Here is a 21602-nt window from a genome sequence, read left to right on the forward strand (position 1 = left end):
CCTGGGCGTAGCGGACGGCTGGCGGCGCGGCGATTGATCTGACATAAGAGAGCAGTGCGGAGAACAGTGCGGAAAACAGCGCCGCCGCGGTGCGTTGCAGCAAGCCGGTCCCGCATGTGTGGCCGATGCGCATCGTCAATCTTTGCTACATTTCTGCAGACGTGCTGCGTGCGTGGTCCGCGAAGCCTTGGCTTATCGACCCGGCGTGTGTGACCCAAATCTATCAAGAGGCAAAAGATGCGAATTCTAGTCGTAGGGGCGGGCGCCGTGGGCGGCTATTTCGGTGGACGTCTCGCAGCGGCGGGCCAGGACGTGACCTTCCTCGTGCGCCCTGGCCGTGCGGAAAAACTCCAGCGTGACGGTCTCGTCATCAACAGCGCGCGCGGCAATCTCACGTTGCACGAGGTCAAGACGATACTCGCCGGCGTCGGCGCGGAGCCGTTCGATCTGGTGCTGCTCAGTTGCAAAGCGTTCAGTCTCGACGACGCGATCGATTCGTTCGCACCGCTGGTCGGCGAATCGACGCTGATTCTGCCGATGCTCAACGGCATGCGCCATATCGACGTGCTCAAGGAAAAGTTCGGTGCGTCACGCGTACTGGGCGGTCAATGCGTGATCGCGGCGACGCTCAGCCCCGAGCAGCACATCCTGCATCTGAACGAAACGCACGCGATCACCTTCGGTGAGCTGGACGGCGGCACGTCCGAGCGCGTCGAGGCGATCGCGGACGCGATGGCCGGCGCGAATTTCGATGCGGTGATCAGCGACAAGATCCTGCTGCGCATGTGGGAAAAGTGGGTGTTCCTGGCCACGCTGGCGGCCGGTACGTGCTTGATGCGTGGTTCGGTCGGCGATATTCTGGCCGCGCCGGATGGCAAGCACATCATTGAAAACCTGCTCGGCGAGTGCCGTGGCGTGGCCGAAAACAATGGCTTTACCATGGGCCCGGACTTCGATGCCCGAGCGACCCAAACGCTCTTTACGCCTTCGCCGCTCACGGCTTCGATGATGCGCGACGTCGAAAATCACTCGCATACCGAGGCGGATCACATTCTCGGCGATCTGATCTCGCGCGGCGGCGATGCGCAAAAGGGCGAGCACGGCTTGTCGCTGCTGCGTATCGCCTATAGTCATCTGAAGACGTATGAAGCGCGCCAGACCCGCACGTCGTGAGCGTCGCGGGTATCAGTGCATGCCTATAGTAGCCTAACGTTTCGGAGGTCAAGCATGCCGAGTCCAACCGGATCGGTGCCCGCGCTGAGTTCGGCCGCAGCCACGATCTTCTCGATCGGTATTGTGTTTCTCGGCTATTGGGGCGTGCACGAGTCGGCGAAATGGCGCCTCAGCGAGGTGACGGTGGTGGTGTTTGCGCTGGTCGGCTTTGCCTGCCTCGGGCTCGTGCCGTGGATGGCGACGCGCCCCGTCGCAACCGAAACCAGCGACGCCGGCATCCGCGTCGCGCGGCGTCTGTTTCTCGCCGGCGTGGCGGCGATATGGCTCGCGGTGGCGCTGTCGGTCGTCGCATAAGGCGCGGCGCACCCATTAAAACGCGCGCGCCTTGCAGCAAACAAGGCGCGCGCGTCACCGCAGCAAGTCAGGCTCAACGCTCGATCTGCCGATTCCAGCGCGTATCCCACTGCGCGCGATGCGCGTTGATCGTGTCCCAATCCACCACGGTCACTTTCTTCACCAGATCGTCGACGCTACCGAGGCTTTGCTGCATCGGCGGCGTCATTTTCGCGAGCCGGTTGGTCGGAATCTGCTTGCCGGCCTCGGCCGCTTTTGTCTGAGCCGGCGCGGACAGGAGGAACTGCGCGAGTTTCTGCGCCAATTGCGGATCCGGGTTGTTGTTGACCACGCACAGGTCGACCAGCAACAACACCGGACCTTCCTTCGGGTTCACATAGCCGACCGGAATGCCCTTGTCCTGCAGGTCGCTCACGGCCGTCGGCGTCAACGGGAACAGGCCCGCTTCGCCGGTCTGGACCATTTCGGAAATCTTCGCCGAGTTCGGCACGTACTCCACGACGTTCGGCCCGACTGTGCTCGCCCATTTCGTGAAGCCCGGTTCGACGTTCTGCTCGCTGCCGCCCATCAAACGGTTGATCGCCAGAAAGCCGTGCAGGCCGAAGGTGCTGCTCGAAGCGGACTGGAACACCACTTTGCCCTTGTACTTCGGATCGGCAAAGTCCATCCACGAAGTCGGCGGCGCCCAGCCTTTTTCAGCGAACAGCTTCTTGTTATACGCGATGCCGGTCATGCCGAGTTGCACGCCCGCGCCCATGTCGTCTTTCATGCGCGCGAACGGGTAGAGCTCCTTGAGCACCGGCGAGTCGTCGAGCTTCTTGCACACGCCCATGCTGACCGCGCGCGCCATCACGCCGTCGTCGAGAAACACCACATGGATTTGCGGATTGGCCTTGTTGGCGAGCAGCTTGGCGAGAATGTCCGACGAGGTGCCGGGCACCACGACCACTTTGACGTCGTTGGCTTTCTCGAAGTCGGGCAAGACCTGGCTCGTATAAGCCTTTTCCATCGGGCCGCCGTTCATGCCGATGTAAATGGTCTTGGTCTCCGACCATGCCGGCGCGGCCGCACCGAATGCGCACAATGCGGCCAGCGCCGCGATCGTCTTGAACAGTTTCATTGTGAGGCTCCTGAGTTTCATTAAACGATAACGAGGCGATGACTGAGCAATGACCAGGTAATAACTAAGCGACGGATGACGCAGCAACAGCGGCGAAGCGATTGATCGAGAAAGCGTCGAGCGGTGTGCTTGTGGCGCCGTCGATCACGAGATCCGCGAGTACTTCTCCCACGCCCGGCGCCAGCAGAAACCCGCCGCCCGAAAAGCCGAACGCATGCAGCAGACGTGGCACCGTGCGGCTCGCACCGATGATCGGATTGCTGTCGGGCGTTTCACCTTCCACGCCACTCCATGTGCGGATCAGCAGCGCCTCGCGCAACGCGGGCAGCAGGGCGCACGCGTCGCGCATCACGGCGCGGGTGGTTTCCGTCGACGGTTGACCGTATTCGCCGTCGCCATGTCCGCGCCCGCCACCGATCACGCAATTGCCGCGCGCCACTTGCCGTGCGTAGATACCGCCGCCGACCACGCCGAGGTTGTGCGTGATGAAGCGTGGCAGCGGTTCGGTGACCCACATGTTCGGGTAGATCGGTTGCATCGGTGCGGTTTCGCCGAAGTAACCGGCAACCGTGTTCGCCCATGCACCCGCGGAATTGATCAACCAGTCGGCGCTGATGCGCATGTCGCCTGCGCGTAACTGGAAGCGTGTGCCGTTGTGATGAATCTCGGTCAGCTCGGTTTGCTCGTGTACATCCGCGCGTGCGGCTCGCGCGGCACGGGCGAACGCGGGCGAGACCAGACGCGGATTCGCATGACCATCGGTCGCACACAGCGAGCCGCCAATCGCTGCGGCGCCCAGCCATGGATAGCACTGGCGGAACGCGGCGCCACTGATCAAATGCGCTTGCAGTCCGTGACCGCGCGCCATCTCGGCCCATGCTTCGAGCGCGGCGATATCGGCTTCGCTGCGCGCGAGCCGCAAATGTCCTGACACGATGAACTCGCCGTCAATGCCGATCAGTTCCGGCAAGCGATCCCAGATGCGCCGTGCACGCATGGCGAGCGGCATCTGTTCGACCGGCCGTCCCTGGACGCGCACGCCGCCGTAGTTCACGCCGCTTGCCTGCGCGCCGCAGTAGCGCCGCTCGAACAGGCCCACGCGCAAGCCGCGCCGTGCCAGCGCCAACGCCGCCGATGAGCCGACTAGGCCGCCGCCCGCAATCGCGACGTCGTAGTGCAGGGTGTCACTCATCGCGCGCCTCCTCGGGAATCTCGATGACGTCATCGGAATACATCGCGGGCGATAGCGGAATCGGTTTGACAGGCGGCTGGCTGCGCAAGCGGCCGACGGCTTCGAGGGGTTTGCCGGTTTCTTCCGCCAGCAGCGTCAATGCCGCTTCGCCACACATGCGTCCCTGGCAACGGCCCATGCCGACGCGCGTGAGCGCTTTCAGGCGATTGATCTCGTTCGCTTCGCCACCGCGGATACAGCGCCGCAGAGTGCCCGCGTCGATTTCTTCGCAGCGGCACACGGTCATGTCGTCGGGCCATTGCGCCGCGCATTGTGCGGGTGGCGCGAATGCCGCTTCGATACCTTGGCGAAACACCGCGATACGTTGCAGGCTGCGGTCGAGGGAAGCCGCGTCGCGCATGCCCAGGTCCCGTGGATGCGCGATGCCGAGGTCGTCGAGTAGCGCCAGCGCGGTGCGGCGGCCGGCGAGTTCGGCCGCGTCGGCGCCGGCGATGCCCGCACCGTCGCCCGCAAGATAGATGCCCCGTACGGAACTGCGGCCGGCGGGGTCGAGATCGGGCAGCCAGCAACGATTGTGCGTATCGAAGCGGAAGCGGCACCCGGCGAGATCGGCGAGTTGGGTTTCAGGCTTCAGGCCGAAGCTGATGCCAACGGCGTCGCACGCGAGGGTTTCGGTCTTTGAGCAGTCGGTTGAAGGACGCCATTTGATTGCGCTCACGCCTTGCGCGCCGTGAATGCCGATCAGGCTCACATCGCGTTCGATCCGCACGCCGTGCATCTTTAGCCAGCCGACGTAAAAGAGTCCTTTGGCGAACGTAGCAGGTTGCCGCGCGAGTTTCGGCGCCGCGGCAATCTGCTGCGATAGCGGACTCGTGTCGAGCACGGCTACTACTTGTGCGCCTGCTTTCACGTACTGGTAAGCCACGAGATAGAGCAGCGGCCCTGTGCCTGCCAGCACCACGCGCCGACCGATCGCACAGCCCTGCGCCTTCAAGGCGACCTGCGCCGCGCCCAGTGTGTAGACGCCGGGTAGTGTCCAGCCCGGCACCGGCAGCACGCGATCAGTGGCGCCGCTCGCGATGATCAGATGCGAAAACGGCACGCTGATTTCCCGTCCCTCGTGCAGCGTATCGAGACGGCCCGGTTCACAAGCCCAGGCCAGCGTGTCGGGGCGATAGTCGAGGTGCGGAAGAAGCGCGGCCATCGTCGTATGCAACGCGTCGGCTTTGTGCGCTTCGAAACCGTAGAGCGTCTTTTTCGAGCGCTGGAATGCACCGTTCGCGGGCGGTTGACGATAAATCTGTCCACCCCAGCGGGCGTTTTCATCCAGCACAATGGGCCTGATACCGGCCGCCACCAGCGTTTCGGCGGCGCGCACACCTGCCGGTCCCGCGCCGACGATAACCACGCGGTGTTCGTTGCTCATTGCGTGTCTCCGTTTGTCGTCGTCGCCGCCGCCGCAGATGCAACTGTAGCGACGGAGGCAACGTCAGAGGCAACATCAGCAGCAGAGGCAACGTCAGCGAGCCGCGTGACCACACGCATGCCTTCTGTCACCAGCGTCGAGCACGCGCGCAAGCGCATGCCCGCTTCGGTGCGCATCCAGCAGTCCTGGCAAGCTCCGATCAGGCAGAAACCGGCACGCGGCGCGCCGCTGAATTCGCTTTCGCGCACGCGACGTTGTTGCATGAGCACGGCGGTGAGCAGCGTATCGCCTTGCAGCGCAAAGACTTCGCGACCGTCGATAAAAAAGCTGAGCGGTTCACGCTGCGTCTCCGCAACGCGAACAAATTGCGCATCACGCATCGGCGCGGCGGGTTCGGAAGACGGCAAATTCGACGGCATGGGAGAGAGGGCAGGAGAAGACATCAGTGCTGGCCGATCAGAATCCGGTTGAGCCCATACACGCGATCGAGCAGCAGCATCGCGCCCGCTGTGATGAAGATCACCAGCGCGGAGACCGAAGCCATCATCGGGTCGATCGATTCGGTTGCGTACATGTACATGCGCACCGGAAGCGTGACGGTTTGCGGCGAGGTGACGAAGATCGACATCGTCAGTTCGTCGAAGCTGTTGATGAACGCGAGCAACCAGCCGCCGGTAATGCCCGGCAGAATCATCGGGAAGGTGATGCGGCGAAACGTGGTCCACGCGTCGGCGCCGAGCGAGTGCGCGGCATGTTCGACGCTGCGGTCGAGACCGCTGACCGAGGCCAGCACGAGCCGCATCACGAACGGCGTGATGATGATCATGTGCGCGAGCACGAGCCACGCGAACGAGCCGGTCGCGCCGATCAGCGCGAAGAAGCGCAGCAGTGCGATGCCGAGCACGAGGCCGGGAATCACCAACGGTGACAACAGTAAGCCGTTGAGGAAGCCCCGGCCCGGAAAGCGGGCACGGCCGATCGCCAGGGCGGCGGGCAAAGCGACGATCAAAGACAACGTGGCAGAGGCAAACGCCAGCTTCAGGCTGTTGAAGAACGCCGAGATGAAGTCCGGGTAATCGAGGATCGCGCGGAACCAGCGCAGCGAGAAGCCGTGCGTGGGCAGCGTGAGCGTTTCGTCGGGCGTGAAGGCGACCAGCACGACGATCACGAGCGGCGCGAGCACGAACGCAATGACGAGCGTGTGGAAAATCAGCGCAATGGGGCCGTTTTTTCTCATGATGATCTTACTCAGTGAGCCGATGAATGAGCTGATGAACGAGCCGATGCATTAACCGAGACTTCTGGTGTACTTGCGTTCCAGAATCCGGTAGTACGTGAGCATCACGATCAGATTCGCGACCAGCAGCAGGAGCGCAATGGTTGCGCCGAGTGGCCAGTTCAGCGAGCCGAGGAATTCGTCATAGACGGCAGTGGCCGCAACTTTCAGGCGCCGTCCGCCGAGCAGGCCGGGAATCGCAAATGCGCTCGCCGACAGGCCGAACACCATCAGGCTGCCCGACAGAATGCCCGGCGTGAGTTGCGGCAACACGATGCGCCGCAAGGTCATGGCGGGCGATGCCATCAGCGAAAGCGCCGCATTCTCCGTTTGCGGGTCGAGCTTCTGCAACGCGGTCCACACGGGAATCACCATGAACGGCAGCATCACGTGCACCAGTGCGATGACGATGGCGAAGGTGGTGTATTCGAGCTTGTACGGCCCTAGCCCGACGAGACCGAGCGCCTGATTCACGAGGCCGTTGCTGTTGAGCAGCATGCTCCAGCCGAACGCGCGCACCACGACCGAGACCAGCAGCGGCGCGAGAATGATCAGCAGGAACATCGAGCGATACGGATCGCGCATTCGCGACAGCACGTAGGCCTCCGGCGTACCGATCACGATGCACAGCAGGGTGGTCAGAAAGGCGATGCCGAAGGTGCGCAGGAAGATCGTGTGGAAATACGACGATTTCAGCACTTCCGCGTAGTTGCCGAATTGGAATGCGGCGATCGGGCCGCTCGACGGATCGAAGCGGTAGAAGGTCAGCACCAGCGTCATCACGAGCGGCACCAGCACGAGCGTCGCAAACAGCAGGAAAGCCGGCGCGCACATCAGCCACAACGGTAAAAACGCCTGCCACGGCGCGCGGCGCGCCTTGCCGGTCTTCATGCTGTGGTTCGAAGCGGGCAGCGTACTAGCCATGATGCGCATCCCGTTGAATGAAGCGAATCGCCTCGCTGTTCCAGTCGACACCGACCGCCGCGCCCTCCGGCAGCGGCTCGGTGCCCTCATTCTGACAACACACCAGCACTTCGCCGAGCCGGCTATCCACGCGGTACAGCCATTGGCTGCCGAGGAAGAAGCGGCTCGTCACGGTGGCCGGTAAACGTCCCGCGTTCGGCGCGCATAGGCGCAGCTTTTCCGGACGAATGCACAACGTGACCGCGTCGCCGACGCCGATCACCCGTTCGCGCATGGGCAGTTGTGCGGTGTGGCCGGTCTCGGCGAGGTCGTGCCCGAGATCGATGCGGATCGCGTCGCCGTCGCGCGCCACCACCGTGCCCGCCAGCATGTTGGCCTTGCCGATGAACTGCGAGACGAATCGGTTTTCAGGCCGCTCGTAGGCTTCGTACGGCGTGTCGATCTGTGTAATGCGGCCGGCTTCCATCACCACCACACGGTCGCTGATCGACAGCGCTTCCGACTGGTCGTGCGTCACCATAATGGTGGTCGTGCCGATCTTGCGTTGAATGGCGCGCAGTTCGAACTGCATGTCTTCGCGCAGCTTGGCGTCGAGGTTCGACATCGGTTCGTCGAGCAGCAGCACGGGCGGCGCGATCACGATCGCGCGGGCAAGCGCCACACGCTGGCGCTGACCGCCGGACAACTCGCGCGGAAAGCGGTGCGCGAGCGTATCGAGCCGCACCAGCGCCAGTGCTTCGCGCACGCGTTCCTTGCGCTCGGCCTTGTCGACGTTGCGCATCTCGAGCCCAAAAGCGACGTTGTCCGCGACGCTCATATGCGGAAACAGCGCGTAGCTCTGGAACACGATGCCGAGGCCGCGCTTATTCGGTTTCATGTGCGTGATGTCGCGGCCGTCGAGCGTGATGCGCCCGCGCGTCGTTTCGACGAAGCCCGCGATCATCTGCAAGGTGGTGGTTTTGCCGCAGCCGGACGGCCCGAGCAGCGAAACGAACTCGCCTTTTTCAACCGACAGGTTCACGTCGGCGACGGCCTGCAGATCGCCGAACGATTTCGCTACGTCCGTGAGTGTGAGGAACGACATGATCTGGCCTTTGGATGGATCGACACCGGTTCAATCGGCTACTGCCTCGATGGAGCCGACTCTATCTAGCCAAATTGGATCGCGTCAATTTCAAATTCCGTTTGCCGGTATAAGATTCAGAAAAATTCCGTTGAATGGAAGATATTCGATGAAACCGGCGTCAGGTGTTCCGCTGCATGAAGTCCGGAAAATCCCTATGAATCAGAACAAAGTACAAATGGAACGAGCGTGCCGTGAAGATTCCATTCACGGATAAAACCCTCTATAGTGTTCCGATCAATGAAATAATTCGGAGCGCTGGAGATGAATGCTGCCGCCAAACGAGATGCCGATGCCGCACTGACCGAAACCGGCAGTGCGCCCGGTCCCGGGATGCTGGAGCGCGCCTTCGCTGTGATCCGCGCGTTATCCGAAGCGCAATCCGACGGCGGCCGCGTCACGCGTCTCGCGAAAGCGGTGGGTCTGACGCAAGGCACGGTGCACCGCATTCTTCACGCGCTGATCGCGGAAGGCATTGTCGAACAGGACGAGAGCTCGAAGCTCTATCGGCTGAGCGTGGATTTCTTCGCGCTTGCCGCGCAGGCCGGCAATCCGAGCGGCATGCGCACGCTGTGCCGTCCGGCGTTGCTGCGGCTGTGCGCGAGTCTCGGCGACACGATTTTCCTGCTGGTCAAAAGCAGCTTCGACGCGGTGTGTCTCGACATCTGCGAAGGGCCGTTTCCGATTCGCTCGTTTACCGGCGATATCGGCGGGCGCGTCGCATTGGGTGTCGGCCAGGGGAGTCTGGCGATTCTCGCGTTCCTGCCGGAAGCCGAGCGTGAAGAGATCATTCGCTTTAACGTGCCGCGCATTCGCGGCTATGGCGTGCTCGACGAAGTGTATTTGCGTACCGAGATCGAACGCGTGCGCCAACTCGGTTACGCGGGCCGCAATAGCGGGGTGCTCGACGGCATGGCGGGCGTCGCGGTGCCGATTCTGGACCGTACCGGCGTGGCGGTGGCGGCATTGAGCGTCGGCACGCTGGCGGCGCGTCTCGGCGACGATCGACTGCCGATGGTGGTCGAATTGCTGCGCCGCCAGGCCGATGCGATCGGCCCGCAAACCAATCCCTTCGATGTCGCGTTGCGCCGGCCGATGCACGGGTTGTCGCGCGCCATGACGACCGAGCGCATCGCCGGATAAGCGGAAACGAGAAGGGGCGGATTCGCTGTTACTTCACCGTGAAGGTGTAGTGCCCCTGCGTGCGGTGCCCGTCGTCAGCGACCGCCACCCAGGCAACCGAGTAGGCGCCCGGCGTCAGTGGGTTCAGCGCCACCGACATGTGCTTCCTGTTGGACGGATCGATCACGGATTTGCCGCTCGTCACCGGCTTGCCCTGCGCATCGGTGACGGTGATCGAACTGAACGCCGGTTCGAGACCATCATCGAAGTCGATGGCCACATCTTTCTGCGACGTCGTGACGGTCGAGCCGGCAGACGGCACCTGGTGAGTCGGATAGGCGTGGGCGTGCGCGAATTGCGCGACAGTCAACGTCAGCGCGGCGACGAGGCCGCGCACCATGGAGGAGTTCAGGAGAGCGGTTTTCATCAGTTGAAGAGCGGCTTGCCGAGAGAGTTAGGGAAGATGTCGTCGAAATACAGGTGAGCGTCGAACAGGACGCCCACGTGGTTGCCGGTCAGGCGATTGACCGGGATCTGCGCTTCGATGCCGAACTGGCCATAACGGTTGAGCCAGAGTACGCCTGGGTTGACGGTCCCGGTTGTTTGACCGGCACACGCGCCCGCCGTACAGGTACTCATCGGGGCTTCTACGACCAGAATCAGGTTGCGGAACGGTTGCGGGAGCCCGAGGTCTTTGACCTGCGATTGCAGGTAAGGAATGCTGTACTGCAACGTGAGGCCCCAGCCCAACGAATTCGGACCGTTATCCGACGATGCCGTCGTCAGGTTGGGACCGAGCTGCCCCGTAATCGCGAAAGGCCGCAGGTAGCTGAGCGAGGCGGGCAGATCGCCGAAGCCTTTGCCGAAATAGACGTTCGGCGTGAACGTCGAGTACGAGCTGGCGATCGATTTCGCGCCTGTGCCGCCGATTGCAGCCAGCAGCCCGATCGACGCCATGAATTCGTGCCGCGCATTCGCGTAGATCAGGTATTTGGCGCCGACGGTGACGTTGTTCCAACCCTTGGCGGAGCCGCCGTTCGGGTCGTTCTGGGTCACGTAGTCGCTGGCAACGCTGAACGCGAGGTTCTTCGTGATGAGCTTGTCCCACTCGTACGACACGGTGTTGACGTTCATGTTGTCACCGTTGCTGTCCGGGGTTTTGATGTGGCCGAACTGGGTGTCGAATTCGTCGCCGACACCGGGGTCGTCGATGGTCAGCGTGGCAGGAAATACGCGGTCGCCGACCACTGCATGGGCCGAAGCATCCGGCGAACCGGTGAGGCAGGCGGCGCTGGCCGCCGCCATCAGGGCGGCGCGTGCGGGCGCCGCGTGCCGTTTGAAAAACGTACGCATGATCTAATTCTTCTCCAATTGTCTTGATACATCGCCGCGTTTAGGTGCGGCGACATCCCGCGACTGCTCGCGCAGTGCGGACTCTGTTCTGGTACAGATCGACTCAGGAAAGAACGGGAGGCGCACGCGGCTGGGCCGCGGTGTAGAAAAGGGGGACGTGGACCGCGTCGCGCGTTGCGACGACCGGTGCTCGCGCCACCGATAGCGTGGCGGCAAACACCGCTGGCGTGCCCGGCAGCACCGGCGCGTGGGCAAGCATGCCGCAATAGGCGCAAGCTTGCCAATGGAATGCCGGTGAATGCGAGGACTTGCTGTTCTGCGCGACCGGGCTGTTGTCCGGTTCTGCCGAGCAGTAGGTGGCGAGTGCCTGGCCGAGCCGATCGTGTGCCGCCAGTGCCTGCGAAACCGTCGGCGCAAGCGTACTCATCAGGATTGCAAGCAATCCCAACAGGCTACCGATTTTCTGAAGGCGAAGACGAAGCATGCTGGCCGCTAAGGACGGGAGGAAGCAATGAACGACGCCGATTATGCCACGCCACTATTCAGTCGAAGATACAGGGTTTCACATGTCCGAGGTAGGTCTATTAGCATTTTTTCGGGGACATGAAGACGCATTCATGCAACGTCAGTCTCGGTCGCGCAGTCATGGATCCTGTCCGGATAGGCTAAAAATTTCGTTTGCGAACGCCGCTTGATGGCCCTGGTTTGGCCACGCTGAGATTTCTTCCTTAACGTCTCAGATTGGTCGGCCGCGCAAGTTCGGCATTCAAGGGTCGGCCCGGGTCCTGCACCGACCGTCCGTCTCCGAACGGCCATCAACGCTTCTTCCGCGATCCGGCTCGCCCGGCGACACTTTGTGCCTGGACTTTGCCATCGCCCGCCTGGCGGCTCTTCACGTGATCAATGAACGCGCGCAGCTTCGGCAAGATTTGCCGGCGACTGGGATAGCAGAGAAACACCCCCGGAAGCACCGGCGCGTACGCTTCCAGCACGTGCACCAGTCTTGCTGCTCTCAACCCTTCGGCGACCATCGGCTCGGGTAGCTGCGCGAGGCCCAGGCCTTCGATCGCGGCGCCAAGCATGGTCGGAAAATCGCCGGCGATCAACGGACCGGATACGGCGATTTCGATCGCCTGCCCGTTGACGTTGAATGACCATGGCGCGAGTGCGCCGCTGGAGCGCCGCCATCGCAGGCATGCGTGTTGGCGCAGATCGTCCGTGTTTTCGGGCCGGCCATGCGCCGCGAAGTAGTAAGGACTACCGACAACGATGAGGCGAAACGGCGGCGTCAATGGCACCGCGACCATGTCGGCGGCGACGAGATGCCCCAGCCGGATGCCGGCGTCGAATCCTTCCGCCGCAATATCGATCACCTCCTTGCTGGTGGCAAGCTCCACCTCGATCTCGGGATAGGCCTTGCAGAAGGATGCGATCAGCGGTTCCAGCAGGATCGGGACAACCGCGCGCGGTACGGTGAGACGCAGCAATCCGGTCGGCCGCTGACCGAGCCCGCGCGCAACCTCGCCGGCCGCGACAAGTTCCTCGAAGGCGGGCTTGGCGCGCGAAAGAAACCGTTCGCCGGCCTCGGTCAGGCCGACACTGCGCGTGGTGCGCATGAAGAGCGCTGCGCCAATGCGCGCTTCGAGCACGCGCACCGTCTGGCTGACGGCCGATGGCGTCACGCCGAGTTCTGCAGCTGCCTTTCGAAAGCTGCGATGCTGGGCAACGCTCAAAAACACCTCCACGCCATCGAGCGCACCCTGCCGAACTGTGAAGTTCTGCTTCATAGCCTGTCAACATTGTGATGAATAGTCACTCGCGCGAGACGATGGTACACCTAACACCTGCAGATCAGGAGTGGGAGATCCTTCAATGACTGACGTACTTGATGGCGTGCGCGAACACGATCGCACGACCGGCCTGACCGGCCACGAAGTCCAGGATTCATCTGGCGAACCGCCGCTGATTACGCGCGCTGATTCCGCCAGGATCGTCCCGCCGCGCCCCGCCTGGCGCAGCCTGCTCTGGTTCGCGCCGCTGACGGCCATGTGGATTGCGTTGATCTACTGGCAGCCAATAATCCCCTCCAGCGGGGTTCAGACCACGGCCCACCAGCTGATGGCCCATGCGTTTATCGCGCTTGGCTTGTGGCGCGGTCTCGAAAGCACTGACCTGACGCCGGGCCAACGCCGCGCGACCTGGCTTGCGATCATGATCCCGGACACGCTTTGGTTTGCAGTCGTCTGGAGTGCGGCGATCAATGGCGTCTTTCTCCTGAGTGCCACACCCCCACCGGTGCCGTTCCTGCCTATGGCGATCTTCCTGCCGGTAATCATTGGCGCGCCTCTGTTGCTGTTTTCGAAGCGGGTCGGTCAAGTGCTCGACGCGATGCCGGCGACCTGGCTCGTCGCGCTTCAGCTTTACCGCATATTCGGCAGCTGGGCTCTCGCTGCCTGGCTGCACGGCGTGATGCCAGGCATCGTCGCGCTGCCGGCAGGGATGGGCGACGTGCTGACCGGCCTATTCGCACTGCCGGCGGCGATATCCCTGGCAAGCGGCACGGCTCCAGGGCGCAAGACGGCGATCGCCTGGAACTTCTTCGGCCTTGCCGATTTCGCCGTCGCGATTACCTTGGGGATGATCACCGCGCCCGGCCGCTTCCAGTTGATCGCTCTGCATGGGCTAAGCATTAGCGCGGGCGCTTATCCGTATGTACTGACCCCTGCTTTCGTGGTGCCCAGCTCGATCCTGCTGCACGCGCTGTCGCTGCGGCAACTGATCCGACGACGCGCCGCCTGATCGCGTTCCCGACCATCAATGCTCCACCCAACACTGGATAACAAGCACCATGTCACCGAAACTTCTCTTTCAGTTGCAACTCGTTCTGGGGTATGTCGCGTGGCTTCTTTGCTTCGGCGCATACGTCTGGCCCAGGCTCAAGTCGATGGCCCCATTCGACGCGCAGCGCGCAATCGCCACGTTGCACAGTTTCCGTTTTTTCGGGCTTGTCTTCATCCTCCCGGGCATCGTCAGTCCCGATCTTCCTGCCAGCTTCGCCGTGTTTGCCGCATACGGCGATTTCGCAACGGGCGTGCTGGCGATGCTGGCGCTCCTGACGGTACGCATACGCCGACTCTTCTGGTTGTTCGTCGTAGCCTTCAATTTTGTGGGTGCGACCGACATCATCGTCGACTACTACCACGCAATTCAGGCCGACCTTCCTGCGCATGCGGGAGAATTTGGCGCCGTGTACGCGATTCCGATCATCTACGTGCCCTTGCTGATGATTACGCATGTTGCCGCTTTCTGTCTGGCGCTGCGCCCTCAGCTCAAGACGGCTCCGAGCTATTGATCTTTCCGTAAGCCATGATGCGACGCGAACGGAAGGCCGCTACGACACTAGCCTTGCCGCTGATGCGAGGTATAGCGGCGATGGGTCGCGTCGGTGCTCGCAAAAACAGGTGTAGGTCATCTTGATCACGTGATCGTCGTCCGAGGCGACCGCCATCCCGCACACGTCGTTCCAGTCGATGGCGAGATCCGGGATGTTTGCTTCTGCGTCAGCCAGTCTGCCGACCGTTGCATAAGCGGCGCATAGCGCAATCCACAGGCCCGGCAGCAATTGCTTGACCAGTTCATCGGGAAGCTGGGCAAAGACGATTCGCGCGGCTCGCGTTGCGGTAACCGTATGGAGCAAGGTGAAGTCCGGCTTACGCCAGTAAGCGCCAATTGTCGCCCGCGCCAGATCGTCCAGCAACGCCACATCGGCGGGAGGCGCAAGCACGGCGTTGCCAAACCGCGGATCGGCTCCAACAGCACGCAAGCGCGACGTGATCGAGGTGCCCTCGAAAGCCGTGCCGCTCAGTGCCTGGGCGACGTGGTCGAATCCTGCATCAGCGCGCCTCGCCGTGCGATTTTCTTCCGGACTAACGTCAATCGGCAGATGCGACGAGATTAACGACGCCAAGCCCGCGGCAATCTCGCCGGCATGCCCGGCCTCAATGCCGTAGGCCAGCCGGATCAGCGAGTGGAAGGCCTGCGTAGCAGGAGCGAAAGGCACCTCCTGCAGCACTGTCGTGATCACGGGATCGGGGCCGGCGTCGGCGATCCAGTCCTGAAAGCAAAGGCGCAATGCGCCGAATGCGGCTCGTTCGCCTAAATGTCGTGCCCATTCGTGACGAGCGATAACCGCGTCGATCGGCGGAGCACTCAAGGCGTACTCGCGCTCCCACATATCGAAGAACGCCTGCAGTCGAACTGGCGAAGCCCCCATTTCGGCCAAGGCAACAAGCGCCATCGGGCAATGGTTCGTTGTCCCTCTAGCCGCAAGGTCAAAGTGTGCGTTTGCATCGAGAAGCTCGCTCAACTTGAGGTGAACGGGGTCTTTGCGCATGTTGACGTCTCTTAACCAAAGGGGGGAAGTCTCATTGTGAATTAGAAGGCTTACGGTCACATTGCGCTTGACCCGTGCCTCACGGCCATGATTGAATTTGCCAAGGGTGTTCTTCGGCAATGCTCACCTCGCTTCGCCACAGGAGGCATCCGTGAGCCCGAAAGCTTCGCCGATCTCCAACGCCCAGCGCGCACTCGACACCGAGCCGCAATCCGTCGATGCTCCGCTGTCGGCGGCCGCCGCGTTTCTCGTGCTTGTCGTCAAGGATGATGACGCATCGATCGCCACCGCCCGCTCCGTGGTGGCCAGTACCGGCGACCTCATAAAAGACCTCAGGATCCGAGCCAATAGCGGCCTGTTTACCTGCAACGTCGGGATCTCGCATCGTGTCTGGGGACCGCTCACCGGCAAACCCGCGCCGAGCGAGCTTGTGCCGTTCCGGGAGGTGCGGGGCGCTACGCACACGGCGGTGGCCACAGCAGGTGATCTGCTCTATCACATCCGTGCCGACACGATGGATCTGATCATCGAGTTCGAGAAGCTTCTCCTTGAGGCCTTCGGCGACGCCGTCACGGCGGTCGACGACGTGGCTGGGTTCCGCTACTTCGACGGGCGCGACCTGCTCGAGTTTGTCGACGGCACCGCGAATCCCGACGGCCTTGACCTGCCCGCCGCGACGATCGTCGGCGAGGAGGATCCCGACTACGCCGGCGGTAGCTATGTCGTGATCCAGAAGTACCTTCATGACCTCTCAGCCTGGCGCGCTCAAAAAGTCGAAACCCAGGAGGCGATTATCGGGCGCACCAAGTTCGACAACGTCGAGTTACCGGACGCGACGCAGGGTCAAAAGTCGCACAAGACGCTCTGCACGATCCAGGACGCCGACGGCGAGCACGACATCCTGCGCGATAACATGCCGTTCGCGGTCCCGGGACGGGGCGAGTACGGCACCTACTTCATCGGTTATTCGCGCCACCTTTGGGTGATCGAGAAGATGATGGAGCGGATGTTCATCGGCGATCCTCCACCGCTTCACGACCGGATCCTGGACTTCTCCAAGGCCGTCGCCGGCGTGACGTTCTTCGCTCCGGCCCGCAAATTTCTCAGCGACCTTGCTGACTGAGTTATCTCAGCGACTGTCAGATTCACTACCTTACGTGGCGAACACCGCGTGGATCGCTGCAGTTATTGACCGTCCATGGCGCGATGGCATCCGTTTAGCAGTTTGCGCGAGTCCACCGCCAAAGTTTGCACGATCCGGACGATTAGCCGCGGCTTGGGCTCCGCCTGGGCTCCGCGCCGAGGCAGACGGACGTCATCGAAGTTCCCACCGATGTTCCATTTTCGACCTTGGGCTGCCGCTGCGGCAGCCTCTCGAACACACGCGTGTCTAGCTCCGGGTTAGCGGGCGGCTTTTGTGTCTCCTGCTGCCCGCTGCAGAAGACATGAGAGAAATTGATCAAACCAAGCAAAAAACATCAATTCTCATCAGATATTGTTCGGCCGAGAATGGTTCACCAGTCGGCAACGCGAGAGACGCGATGCCGGATGAGCAACGATTCTCCATCCATTCCTGTCGCTATTCAGTTCATCCAAATAGTTAGGAATGTAGATTAAATGGCTGGCTGGTTCAGATGCGAAAAAAGAATGGTCGGTGCCAGTACTCGGCGGCTTGCATTTTCGTCGGCACAGTGCCGTCACTGCATGAGCGGAGGATATCCGGACGGGGCGATCCGATCGTTTTATGGTTTCTTATGTATTCCTACTTAAAGTAAACACAATCTACTACCTTCAAGGAAAACAACAATGCGCTTTTGTCATCTTCGTCATGAGGTCGCGGCTGTTGCTTTTGTTGCGATCGCCGGACTTTTTCTGTCCTGCTCGCCGCCGGTAATGGCGGCCGATGCCGAACTCAATGTCTACAACTGGTCGGACTACATCGCTAAGGACACGATCCCGAACTTCGAAAAGGAGTCTGGTATTCACGTGAGATACGACAACTACGACAGTGACGACACGCTGCAGGCCAAGCTTCTGGCGGGGAGTTCAGGTTTCGACATCGTCGTGCCGTCGTCGCTCTACATGGCGAGGCAGATTCAGGCGGGCATACTTCAGAAGCTCGACAAGTCGCAAATCCCGAACCTCAAGAATCTTGACCCGGTACTCATGAAAATGATCGCGGATGCCGATCCGGGGGCGCAATACGGCGTACCCTGGGCGTACGGCACCGATGGCATCGGCTACAACGTGCAGGAAGTGAAGAAAGCGCTGGGCGAAAACGCGCCCGTCGACAGTTGGGCGCTGGTGTTCGATCCGGCTAACGTGTCGAAGCTGAAAAGCTGTGGCGTCTCGTTCCTCGATCAGGCCGCCGACGCATTCGCGACTGCCTTGCAGTACCTGCACAAGGATCCGAACAGTTCGAATCCTGCCGACTATCAGGCCGCCTTCGATCTGCTGAAGAAGGTGCGTCCCTACATCACCCAGTTCAACTCGTCGGGCTACATCAATGACCTCGCGAATAACGATGTCTGCGTGGCAATCGGTTGGTCCGGCGACGTGGGCATTGCGCGGCGGCGCGCGGCAGAAGCGAAACGGTCCTATGAGGTCCGCTTCTCGAACGTCAAGGAAGGTGGCCTGCTGTGGTTCGACATGATGGTGATCCCGAAGGACGCGCCGCATCCCGAAGCGGCCATGAAGTGGATCAACTATGTCGAAGACCCGAAGGTCAATGCGGCGATCACCAACGAGGTGTTCTATCCGACCGCGAACCGTGCCGCTCGTTCGTTCGTCAGCCCGGTCGTGTCGCAGGACCCGAGCGTTTATCCGGACGATGACGTGCTGAGCAAAATGACCCTGATGAAACCCTTGCCCGCCGACATCGTCCGGCTGGAAAACCGACTTTGGGCGCAACTGAAAGCGGGGCGCTGATCTGTTCGCGAACGATGAAAGCATTGGTGGCTACTTCAACAGCAAGTTCGGCGATCTGTATCTCGACATCAAGAAGACCTTCGGCGTCGGGCCGATGGCGCCGTCGGCCGTAATCACACTGATGCCCAATCGAGGCAGCGGAATCCACTGCACGCCGAGAGAACGTCCCGCGTGAATGAGCCGGCCGTGGTCCAGCTACAAGCTAGGCTCCGGGACCACGGCCGGAATCGGCTTCTTTGCCCTGCGTCAGCAGCCATTCGAACATCTGCTCGACGATCGGTGAGCGCGACAGCCCGGCCACTCGCGATATCCACCATGTCATGCCCGGCAAACGCGGGTAATCGGCCAGGATGGTCAACGCGCCCTGATCGATACTGCCTTGCGCCACCAGCCGGGACAGGCAGGCAATGCCACGCCCACGCAACACGGCATCCAGCACCAGACGCTGATCGTCATAGATCGCGCTCATGCGATAGGCGGACAGTTGCTCGCGGAAAATCGGCGCGATGCTCTCGCTGGTCAGGTTCTCTTCCAGACAGATGAGGCCCGTATGCAAATGATGTTTGGCGCGTGGCACGCAGTCTAATTTCGTCGCCAGTTCCGTGGCGCACACGGTCACCCACTCGTCCTGCAGAAACGGCATTTCCAACAAACCGGCCTGTTGCATCGGCCGCGCGCCGATCGTCATATCGACATCGATCTCATCGACATAACGCGCGCTCTCGTCGGTGGAGAGCAGCGGGCATAGATCGGGAAGCACCTGTTGCAATTGATCGAGGCGCGGTTGCAGCCAGCCGTGCAGCAACGGCGCGGGACACACCAGCACGACCAGCCCGGGGTCCAGATAGGTGGCGATCCGGCCGAGCCCGCTGCGCAGCGTGTCCATCGAGCGCTGCACGCTTCGCTGCAGCACCTCGCCCGCGACCGTCAATTCGACGCCGCGGCCGATTCTGCGAAACAGCGGTTGCCCCAGTTGCTCCTCGAGCTGCTGGATCTGGTGGCTGATCGCCGATTGCGAGAGGTGCAGTTCGTCGGCCGCGCGGGAGAAATTGCCCAGTCTCGCGGCCGCTTCGAAGCCCATCAGCAACTTCAGGGAGGGGACACGTTGCATGGAGGTATGAGAGAAGTTAATTGATTCGAGCAATAAACATCATTTTTCATCAAGTGTAACCCGTATCACAATGGCTCACCACCTAACGACGGAGATAGCAGGATGAGTCGCTTTGATGCTCGCCAACATGGCTACCGGATGCCCGCTGAATGGGAAACGATGGACACCACCTGGTTGGGATGGCCGATTCTGGAAGGCCGCGAAGACTTGTGGGGGAGCCACTATCTGCGGGTCTGCCGGGAGTTTGCGCTGGTCGCGCAGACGGTCGCCCGCTATCAGCGTTGCGTAGTGACCGCTCATCACAGCCAGGCGGATGCCGCGCGCGAATTGCTCGGCAACGGCGTCGAGGTTCTCAGCGTTGCGGCAGAAGACAACTGGCTGCGCGACTGCGGGCCGATTTTCCTGCTGGGCGAGCGTGGCCAGTTGGGCGCTGCCGCTTTCCGCTTCAATTGCTGGGGCGAGAAATACCAGCCTTACGACGGTTGCCAGCAGGTAGGGCAGGACATCGCCCGCGCGGCCGGGGCGCAGATTTTCAACTCGCACATGGTGCTGGAAGGCGGCGCCTTTAACGTGGACGGGCAGGGTACGCTGATCACCACGGAAAGCTGCCTGTTGCATCCGAACCGCAATCCGCACATGAACCGTGCTGAAATCGAGGCCGAACTCAAGCGCATGCTGGGCGTGGAGAAGATTATCTGGTTGCCTGGCAATCCGGACGAAGTCGAAACCAATGGGCATGTGGACGGTATTGCGTCGTTCATCGCGCCGGGCAAGATGTTGTGCCAGAGCGCGAGTCCGGTGCAGGGCGATTACTTTCATGTGATGCGTGAGAATCGCCGCGCACTGGAGTTAGCCACTGACGCTGCCGGCCGGCGCTTCGAACTGCTCGACCTGCCGTCGCCGATCATCAGCGAACGCTATGGCTCCGAGCGCTACTGCGATTGCTACGCGAACTACATTCTGGTCAACGGCGCGGTGATTTCGACCGCGTTTGGTGTGGAACAGGACCAGGCCGCGCGCGAGGTCTTCGCTCTGGCGTTTCCGGAGCGGCGCGTGGAGTTGCTGCCGATTCCCACTTTGTCGATCGGCGGCGGCAGCATTCATTGTTCGACGCAGCAACAGCCGGCTGTTACCACTCACGTCACCGCTAACTGATCCAGACCGAATCCGATCGAAGGAACCTTCACATGTCGTCGCGAAACATCACGGTAGCGTCGGTGCAAATGGCATCCGGCAGCTGGACCTTTGAAGACAATATGGCCACGGCGGAACGATTGATCCGTGAGGCCGCGAAGCAGGGCGCCAACCTCGTGTTGTGCCCCGAGCTTTTCATGATGCCGTACTTCTGTCTGGATCAGAACGTGCAGCATCTGGAGCTGGCCGAACCGTTTGCCGGTAATCCTCGGATTGCCCGCTTCGCGAGACTCGCCGGTGAACTGGGCATCGTGTTGCCGATCGGTTTCTTCGAGCGGGCCGGCAATGCCGCCTACAACTCGATTGCTGTAGCCGACGCCGATGGAAAAGTACTCGGCGTGTATCGCAAGACCCACATTCCGGACGGACCTGGCTATACGGAAAAGTTCTATTTCACGCCCGGCGACACCGGCTTCAAGGTGTGGGACACGCGCTTCGGCAAGATCGGCATCGGCATCTGCTGGGATCAGTGGTATCCGGAGACGGCACGCAGCCTCGCGCTGATGGGCGCGGAAATCCTGTGCTTTCCGACCATCATCGGGTCCGAGCCGTTCAGCAGCGACTTCGACTCCGCCGGTCATTGGCAACGCACGATGCAAGGCCACGCGGCAGCCAATATGGTGCCGGTCGTCGCGGCTAACCGGATTGGCCGTGAAGTCGGCTTCGGCAACGGCAATCCGCAACAGCAAGGGCTCACCGGCGTGTTCTACGGTTCCAGTTTCATTGCGGATCACACGGGCGCGAAGCTGGCCGAGGCTAATCGCACGGACGAAACCATTCTTCTGCACACGTTCGACCTGAACGCCATTCGGGCAGACCGGCAGTCGTGGGGTTTTTTCCGCGATCGCCGTCCGGAAATGTATCGCACGCTGCTCACCAGCGATGGCAATTCGTCCTGCTATCGCTAAGGAAT

At 61.7% G+C, this 21602-nt stretch carries 22 protein-coding genes and 1 pseudogene; 10 read left to right on the forward strand and 13 right to left on the reverse strand.

Features of this window, described 5'->3' with window-relative positions; translation table 11 throughout:
• Positions 1-237: 237 nt before the first annotated feature.
• Positions 238-1173 carry a 2-dehydropantoate 2-reductase gene (gene panE / locus GNZ12_RS23205; protein ID WP_172314037.1) on the forward strand — a complete coding sequence of 312 codons (936 nt, stop codon included), beginning with the start codon at positions 238-240 and terminating at the stop codon, positions 1171-1173.
• 54 nt (positions 1174-1227) lie between these two features.
• Positions 1228-1527 carry a hypothetical protein gene (locus tag GNZ12_RS23210; RefSeq protein WP_172314039.1) on the forward strand — a complete coding sequence of 100 codons (300 nt, stop codon included), beginning with the start codon at positions 1228-1230 and terminating at the stop codon, positions 1525-1527.
• 73 nt (positions 1528-1600) lie between these two features.
• Here the strand turns inward: GNZ12_RS23210 and GNZ12_RS23215 are convergent, their stop codons facing one another.
• The 7 genes from GNZ12_RS23215 to GNZ12_RS23245 form a co-directional block, all read right to left on the reverse strand.
• Positions 1601-2647: an ABC transporter substrate-binding protein gene (locus GNZ12_RS23215; protein ID WP_172314041.1), complete on the reverse strand. Its 1047-nt coding sequence runs from the start codon at positions 2645-2647 to the stop codon at positions 1601-1603.
• A 64-nt stretch (positions 2648-2711) separates the two neighbouring features.
• Entirely contained in the window at positions 2712-3839 is a 1128-nt protein-coding gene (locus tag GNZ12_RS23220; protein WP_172314043.1) for an NAD(P)/FAD-dependent oxidoreductase, read from the reverse strand.
• Positions 3832-5265 carry an FAD/NAD(P)-dependent oxidoreductase gene (locus tag GNZ12_RS23225; protein WP_172314045.1) on the reverse strand — a complete coding sequence of 478 codons (1434 nt, stop codon included), beginning with the start codon at positions 5263-5265 and terminating at the stop codon, positions 3832-3834. Before GNZ12_RS23225 ends, GNZ12_RS23220 begins: the two co-directional genes overlap by 8 nt.
• Complete coding sequence (locus tag GNZ12_RS23230) at positions 5262-5684, reverse strand: (2Fe-2S)-binding protein (RefSeq protein WP_172314134.1); 423 nt, start codon at positions 5682-5684, stop codon at positions 5262-5264. Before GNZ12_RS23230 ends, GNZ12_RS23225 begins: the two co-directional genes overlap by 4 nt.
• A gap of 23 nt (positions 5685-5707) precedes the next feature.
• Positions 5708-6502 (reverse strand): ABC transporter permease, encoded by a 795-nt coding sequence (locus GNZ12_RS23235; RefSeq protein ID WP_172314047.1) that lies wholly within the window; start codon positions 6500-6502, stop codon positions 5708-5710.
• 51 nt (positions 6503-6553) lie between these two features.
• On the reverse strand, positions 6554-7465 hold the full coding sequence (locus GNZ12_RS23240) for an ABC transporter permease (RefSeq protein WP_172314049.1): 912 nt from the start codon (positions 7463-7465) through the stop codon (positions 6554-6556).
• Entirely contained in the window at positions 7458-8549 is a 1092-nt protein-coding gene (locus GNZ12_RS23245) for an ABC transporter ATP-binding protein (protein ID WP_172314051.1), read from the reverse strand. The genes GNZ12_RS23240 and GNZ12_RS23245 overlap by 8 nt, the downstream gene beginning before the upstream one ends.
• A 303-nt stretch (positions 8550-8852) precedes the next feature.
• On the opposite strand from GNZ12_RS23245, the gene GNZ12_RS23250 reads away from it, so the two are divergent.
• On the forward strand, positions 8853-9731 hold the full coding sequence (locus GNZ12_RS23250; protein ID WP_172314053.1) for an IclR family transcriptional regulator: 879 nt from the start codon (positions 8853-8855) through the stop codon (positions 9729-9731).
• A 28-nt stretch (positions 9732-9759) separates the two neighbouring features.
• Here the strand turns inward: GNZ12_RS23250 and GNZ12_RS23255 are convergent, their stop codons facing one another.
• From GNZ12_RS23255 to GNZ12_RS23270, 4 genes are all read right to left on the reverse strand, one after another.
• A complete protein-coding gene (locus tag GNZ12_RS23255; RefSeq protein ID WP_172314054.1) occupies positions 9760-10137 on the reverse strand; it encodes a copper resistance CopC family protein in 378 nt (125 codons plus the stop codon).
• A complete protein-coding gene (locus tag GNZ12_RS23260; RefSeq protein ID WP_172314056.1) occupies positions 10137-11063 on the reverse strand; it encodes a hypothetical protein in 927 nt (308 codons plus the stop codon). Before GNZ12_RS23260 ends, GNZ12_RS23255 begins: the two co-directional genes overlap by 1 nt.
• A 103-nt stretch (positions 11064-11166) precedes the next feature.
• Positions 11167-11490, reverse strand: coding sequence for a DUF2946 domain-containing protein (locus tag GNZ12_RS23265; RefSeq protein WP_235993850.1), 324 nt, complete (start codon positions 11488-11490; stop codon positions 11167-11169).
• Between the two features lie 388 nt (positions 11491-11878).
• Positions 11879-12850 carry a LysR family transcriptional regulator gene (locus GNZ12_RS23270; RefSeq protein ID WP_172314060.1) on the reverse strand — a complete coding sequence of 324 codons (972 nt, stop codon included), beginning with the start codon at positions 12848-12850 and terminating at the stop codon, positions 11879-11881.
• Between the two features lie 85 nt (positions 12851-12935).
• Here GNZ12_RS23270 and GNZ12_RS23275 point away from each other — a divergent pair, with 85 nt between their 5' ends.
• Together GNZ12_RS23275 and GNZ12_RS23280 are read left to right on the forward strand one after the other, a co-directional pair.
• Positions 12936-13862 (forward strand): MFS transporter, encoded by a 927-nt coding sequence (locus GNZ12_RS23275; protein WP_235993851.1) that lies wholly within the window; start codon positions 12936-12938, stop codon positions 13860-13862.
• A 49-nt stretch (positions 13863-13911) separates the two neighbouring features.
• A complete protein-coding gene (locus tag GNZ12_RS23280; protein WP_172314062.1) occupies positions 13912-14415 on the forward strand; it encodes a hypothetical protein in 504 nt (167 codons plus the stop codon).
• 39 nt (positions 14416-14454) lie between these two features.
• Here the strand turns inward: GNZ12_RS23280 and GNZ12_RS23285 are convergent, their stop codons facing one another.
• Positions 14455-15456, reverse strand: a complete 1002-nt coding sequence (locus GNZ12_RS23285) for a questin oxidase family protein (RefSeq protein WP_172314064.1) — start codon at positions 15454-15456, stop codon at positions 14455-14457.
• A 151-nt stretch (positions 15457-15607) separates the two neighbouring features.
• Between GNZ12_RS23285 and GNZ12_RS23290 the strand changes: the two genes are divergently transcribed.
• The 3 genes and pseudogenes from GNZ12_RS23290 to GNZ12_RS23300 form a co-directional block, all read left to right on the forward strand.
• A complete protein-coding gene (locus tag GNZ12_RS23290; protein ID WP_172314066.1) occupies positions 15608-16579 on the forward strand; it encodes a Dyp-type peroxidase in 972 nt (323 codons plus the stop codon).
• A gap of 683 nt (positions 16580-17262) precedes the next feature.
• A complete protein-coding gene (locus GNZ12_RS23295) occupies positions 17263-18384 on the forward strand; it encodes a polyamine ABC transporter substrate-binding protein (protein ID WP_172314068.1) in 1122 nt (373 codons plus the stop codon).
• 1 nt (position 18385) lies between these two features.
• Positions 18386-18529 (forward strand): annotated as a pseudogene (locus GNZ12_RS23300) (DUF3138 family protein); the annotation flags it as partial.
• A gap of 57 nt (positions 18530-18586) precedes the next feature.
• Here the strand turns inward: GNZ12_RS23300 and GNZ12_RS23305 are convergent.
• Complete coding sequence (locus GNZ12_RS23305) at positions 18587-19495, reverse strand: LysR family transcriptional regulator (protein ID WP_172314070.1); 909 nt, start codon at positions 19493-19495, stop codon at positions 18587-18589.
• A gap of 102 nt (positions 19496-19597) precedes the next feature.
• On the opposite strand from GNZ12_RS23305, the gene GNZ12_RS23310 reads away from it, so the two are divergent.
• Both GNZ12_RS23310 and aguB read left to right on the forward strand, forming a co-directional pair.
• Positions 19598-20650, forward strand: a complete 1053-nt coding sequence (locus tag GNZ12_RS23310; RefSeq protein WP_172314072.1) for an agmatine deiminase family protein — start codon at positions 19598-19600, stop codon at positions 20648-20650.
• Between the two features lie 32 nt (positions 20651-20682).
• On the forward strand, positions 20683-21597 hold the full coding sequence (gene aguB, locus GNZ12_RS23315; RefSeq protein WP_172314073.1) for an N-carbamoylputrescine amidase: 915 nt from the start codon (positions 20683-20685) through the stop codon (positions 21595-21597).
• Positions 21598-21602 lie beyond the last annotated feature (5 nt).

It is taken from the genome of Paraburkholderia solitsugae (genome assembly GCF_013177695.1).
GTDB classification, from domain to species: Bacteria; Pseudomonadota; Gammaproteobacteria; order Burkholderiales; family Burkholderiaceae; genus Paraburkholderia; species Paraburkholderia solitsugae.

Bases quoted from the DNA above. Each gene is read 5' to 3' on its own strand.
- panE (WP_172314037.1), top strand. From the start codon at position 238: ATGCGAATTCTAGTCGTAGGGGCGGGCGCCGTGGGCGGCTATTTCGGT.
- GNZ12_RS23210 (WP_172314039.1), top strand. From the start codon at position 1,228: ATGCCGAGTCCAACCGGATCGGTGCCCGCGCTGAGTTCGGCCGCAGCC.
- GNZ12_RS23215 (WP_172314041.1), bottom strand. From the start codon at position 2,647: ATGAAACTGTTCAAGACGATCGCGGCGCTGGCCGCATTGTGCGCATTC.
- GNZ12_RS23220 (WP_172314043.1), bottom strand. From the start codon at position 3,839: ATGAGTGACACCCTGCACTACGACGTCGCGATTGCGGGCGGCGGCCTA.
- GNZ12_RS23225 (WP_172314045.1), bottom strand. From the start codon at position 5,265: ATGAGCAACGAACACCGCGTGGTTATCGTCGGCGCGGGACCGGCAGGT.
- GNZ12_RS23230 (WP_172314134.1), bottom strand. From the start codon at position 5,684: ATGCCGTCGAATTTGCCGTCTTCCGAACCCGCCGCGCCGATGCGTGAT.
- GNZ12_RS23235 (WP_172314047.1), bottom strand. From the start codon at position 6,502: ATGAGAAAAAACGGCCCCATTGCGCTGATTTTCCACACGCTCGTCATT.
- GNZ12_RS23240 (WP_172314049.1), bottom strand. From the start codon at position 7,465: ATGGCTAGTACGCTGCCCGCTTCGAACCACAGCATGAAGACCGGCAAG.
- GNZ12_RS23245 (WP_172314051.1), bottom strand. From the start codon at position 8,549: ATGTCGTTCCTCACACTCACGGACGTAGCGAAATCGTTCGGCGATCTG.
- GNZ12_RS23250 (WP_172314053.1), top strand. From the start codon at position 8,853: ATGAATGCTGCCGCCAAACGAGATGCCGATGCCGCACTGACCGAAACC.
- GNZ12_RS23255 (WP_172314054.1), bottom strand. From the start codon at position 10,137: ATGAAAACCGCTCTCCTGAACTCCTCCATGGTGCGCGGCCTCGTCGCC.
- GNZ12_RS23260 (WP_172314056.1), bottom strand. From the start codon at position 11,063: ATGCGTACGTTTTTCAAACGGCACGCGGCGCCCGCACGCGCCGCCCTG.
- GNZ12_RS23265 (WP_235993850.1), bottom strand. From the start codon at position 11,490: ATGAGTACGCTTGCGCCGACGGTTTCGCAGGCACTGGCGGCACACGAT.
- GNZ12_RS23270 (WP_172314060.1), bottom strand. From the start codon at position 12,850: ATGAAGCAGAACTTCACAGTTCGGCAGGGTGCGCTCGATGGCGTGGAG.
- GNZ12_RS23275 (WP_235993851.1), top strand. From the start codon at position 12,936: ATGACTGACGTACTTGATGGCGTGCGCGAACACGATCGCACGACCGGC.
- GNZ12_RS23280 (WP_172314062.1), top strand. From the start codon at position 13,912: ATGTCACCGAAACTTCTCTTTCAGTTGCAACTCGTTCTGGGGTATGTC.
- GNZ12_RS23285 (WP_172314064.1), bottom strand. From the start codon at position 15,456: ATGCGCAAAGACCCCGTTCACCTCAAGTTGAGCGAGCTTCTCGATGCA.
- GNZ12_RS23295 (WP_172314068.1), top strand. From the start codon at position 17,263: ATGCGCTTTTGTCATCTTCGTCATGAGGTCGCGGCTGTTGCTTTTGTT.
- GNZ12_RS23305 (WP_172314070.1), bottom strand. From the start codon at position 19,495: ATGCAACGTGTCCCCTCCCTGAAGTTGCTGATGGGCTTCGAAGCGGCC.
- GNZ12_RS23310 (WP_172314072.1), top strand. From the start codon at position 19,598: ATGAGTCGCTTTGATGCTCGCCAACATGGCTACCGGATGCCCGCTGAA.
- aguB (WP_172314073.1), top strand. From the start codon at position 20,683: ATGTCGTCGCGAAACATCACGGTAGCGTCGGTGCAAATGGCATCCGGC.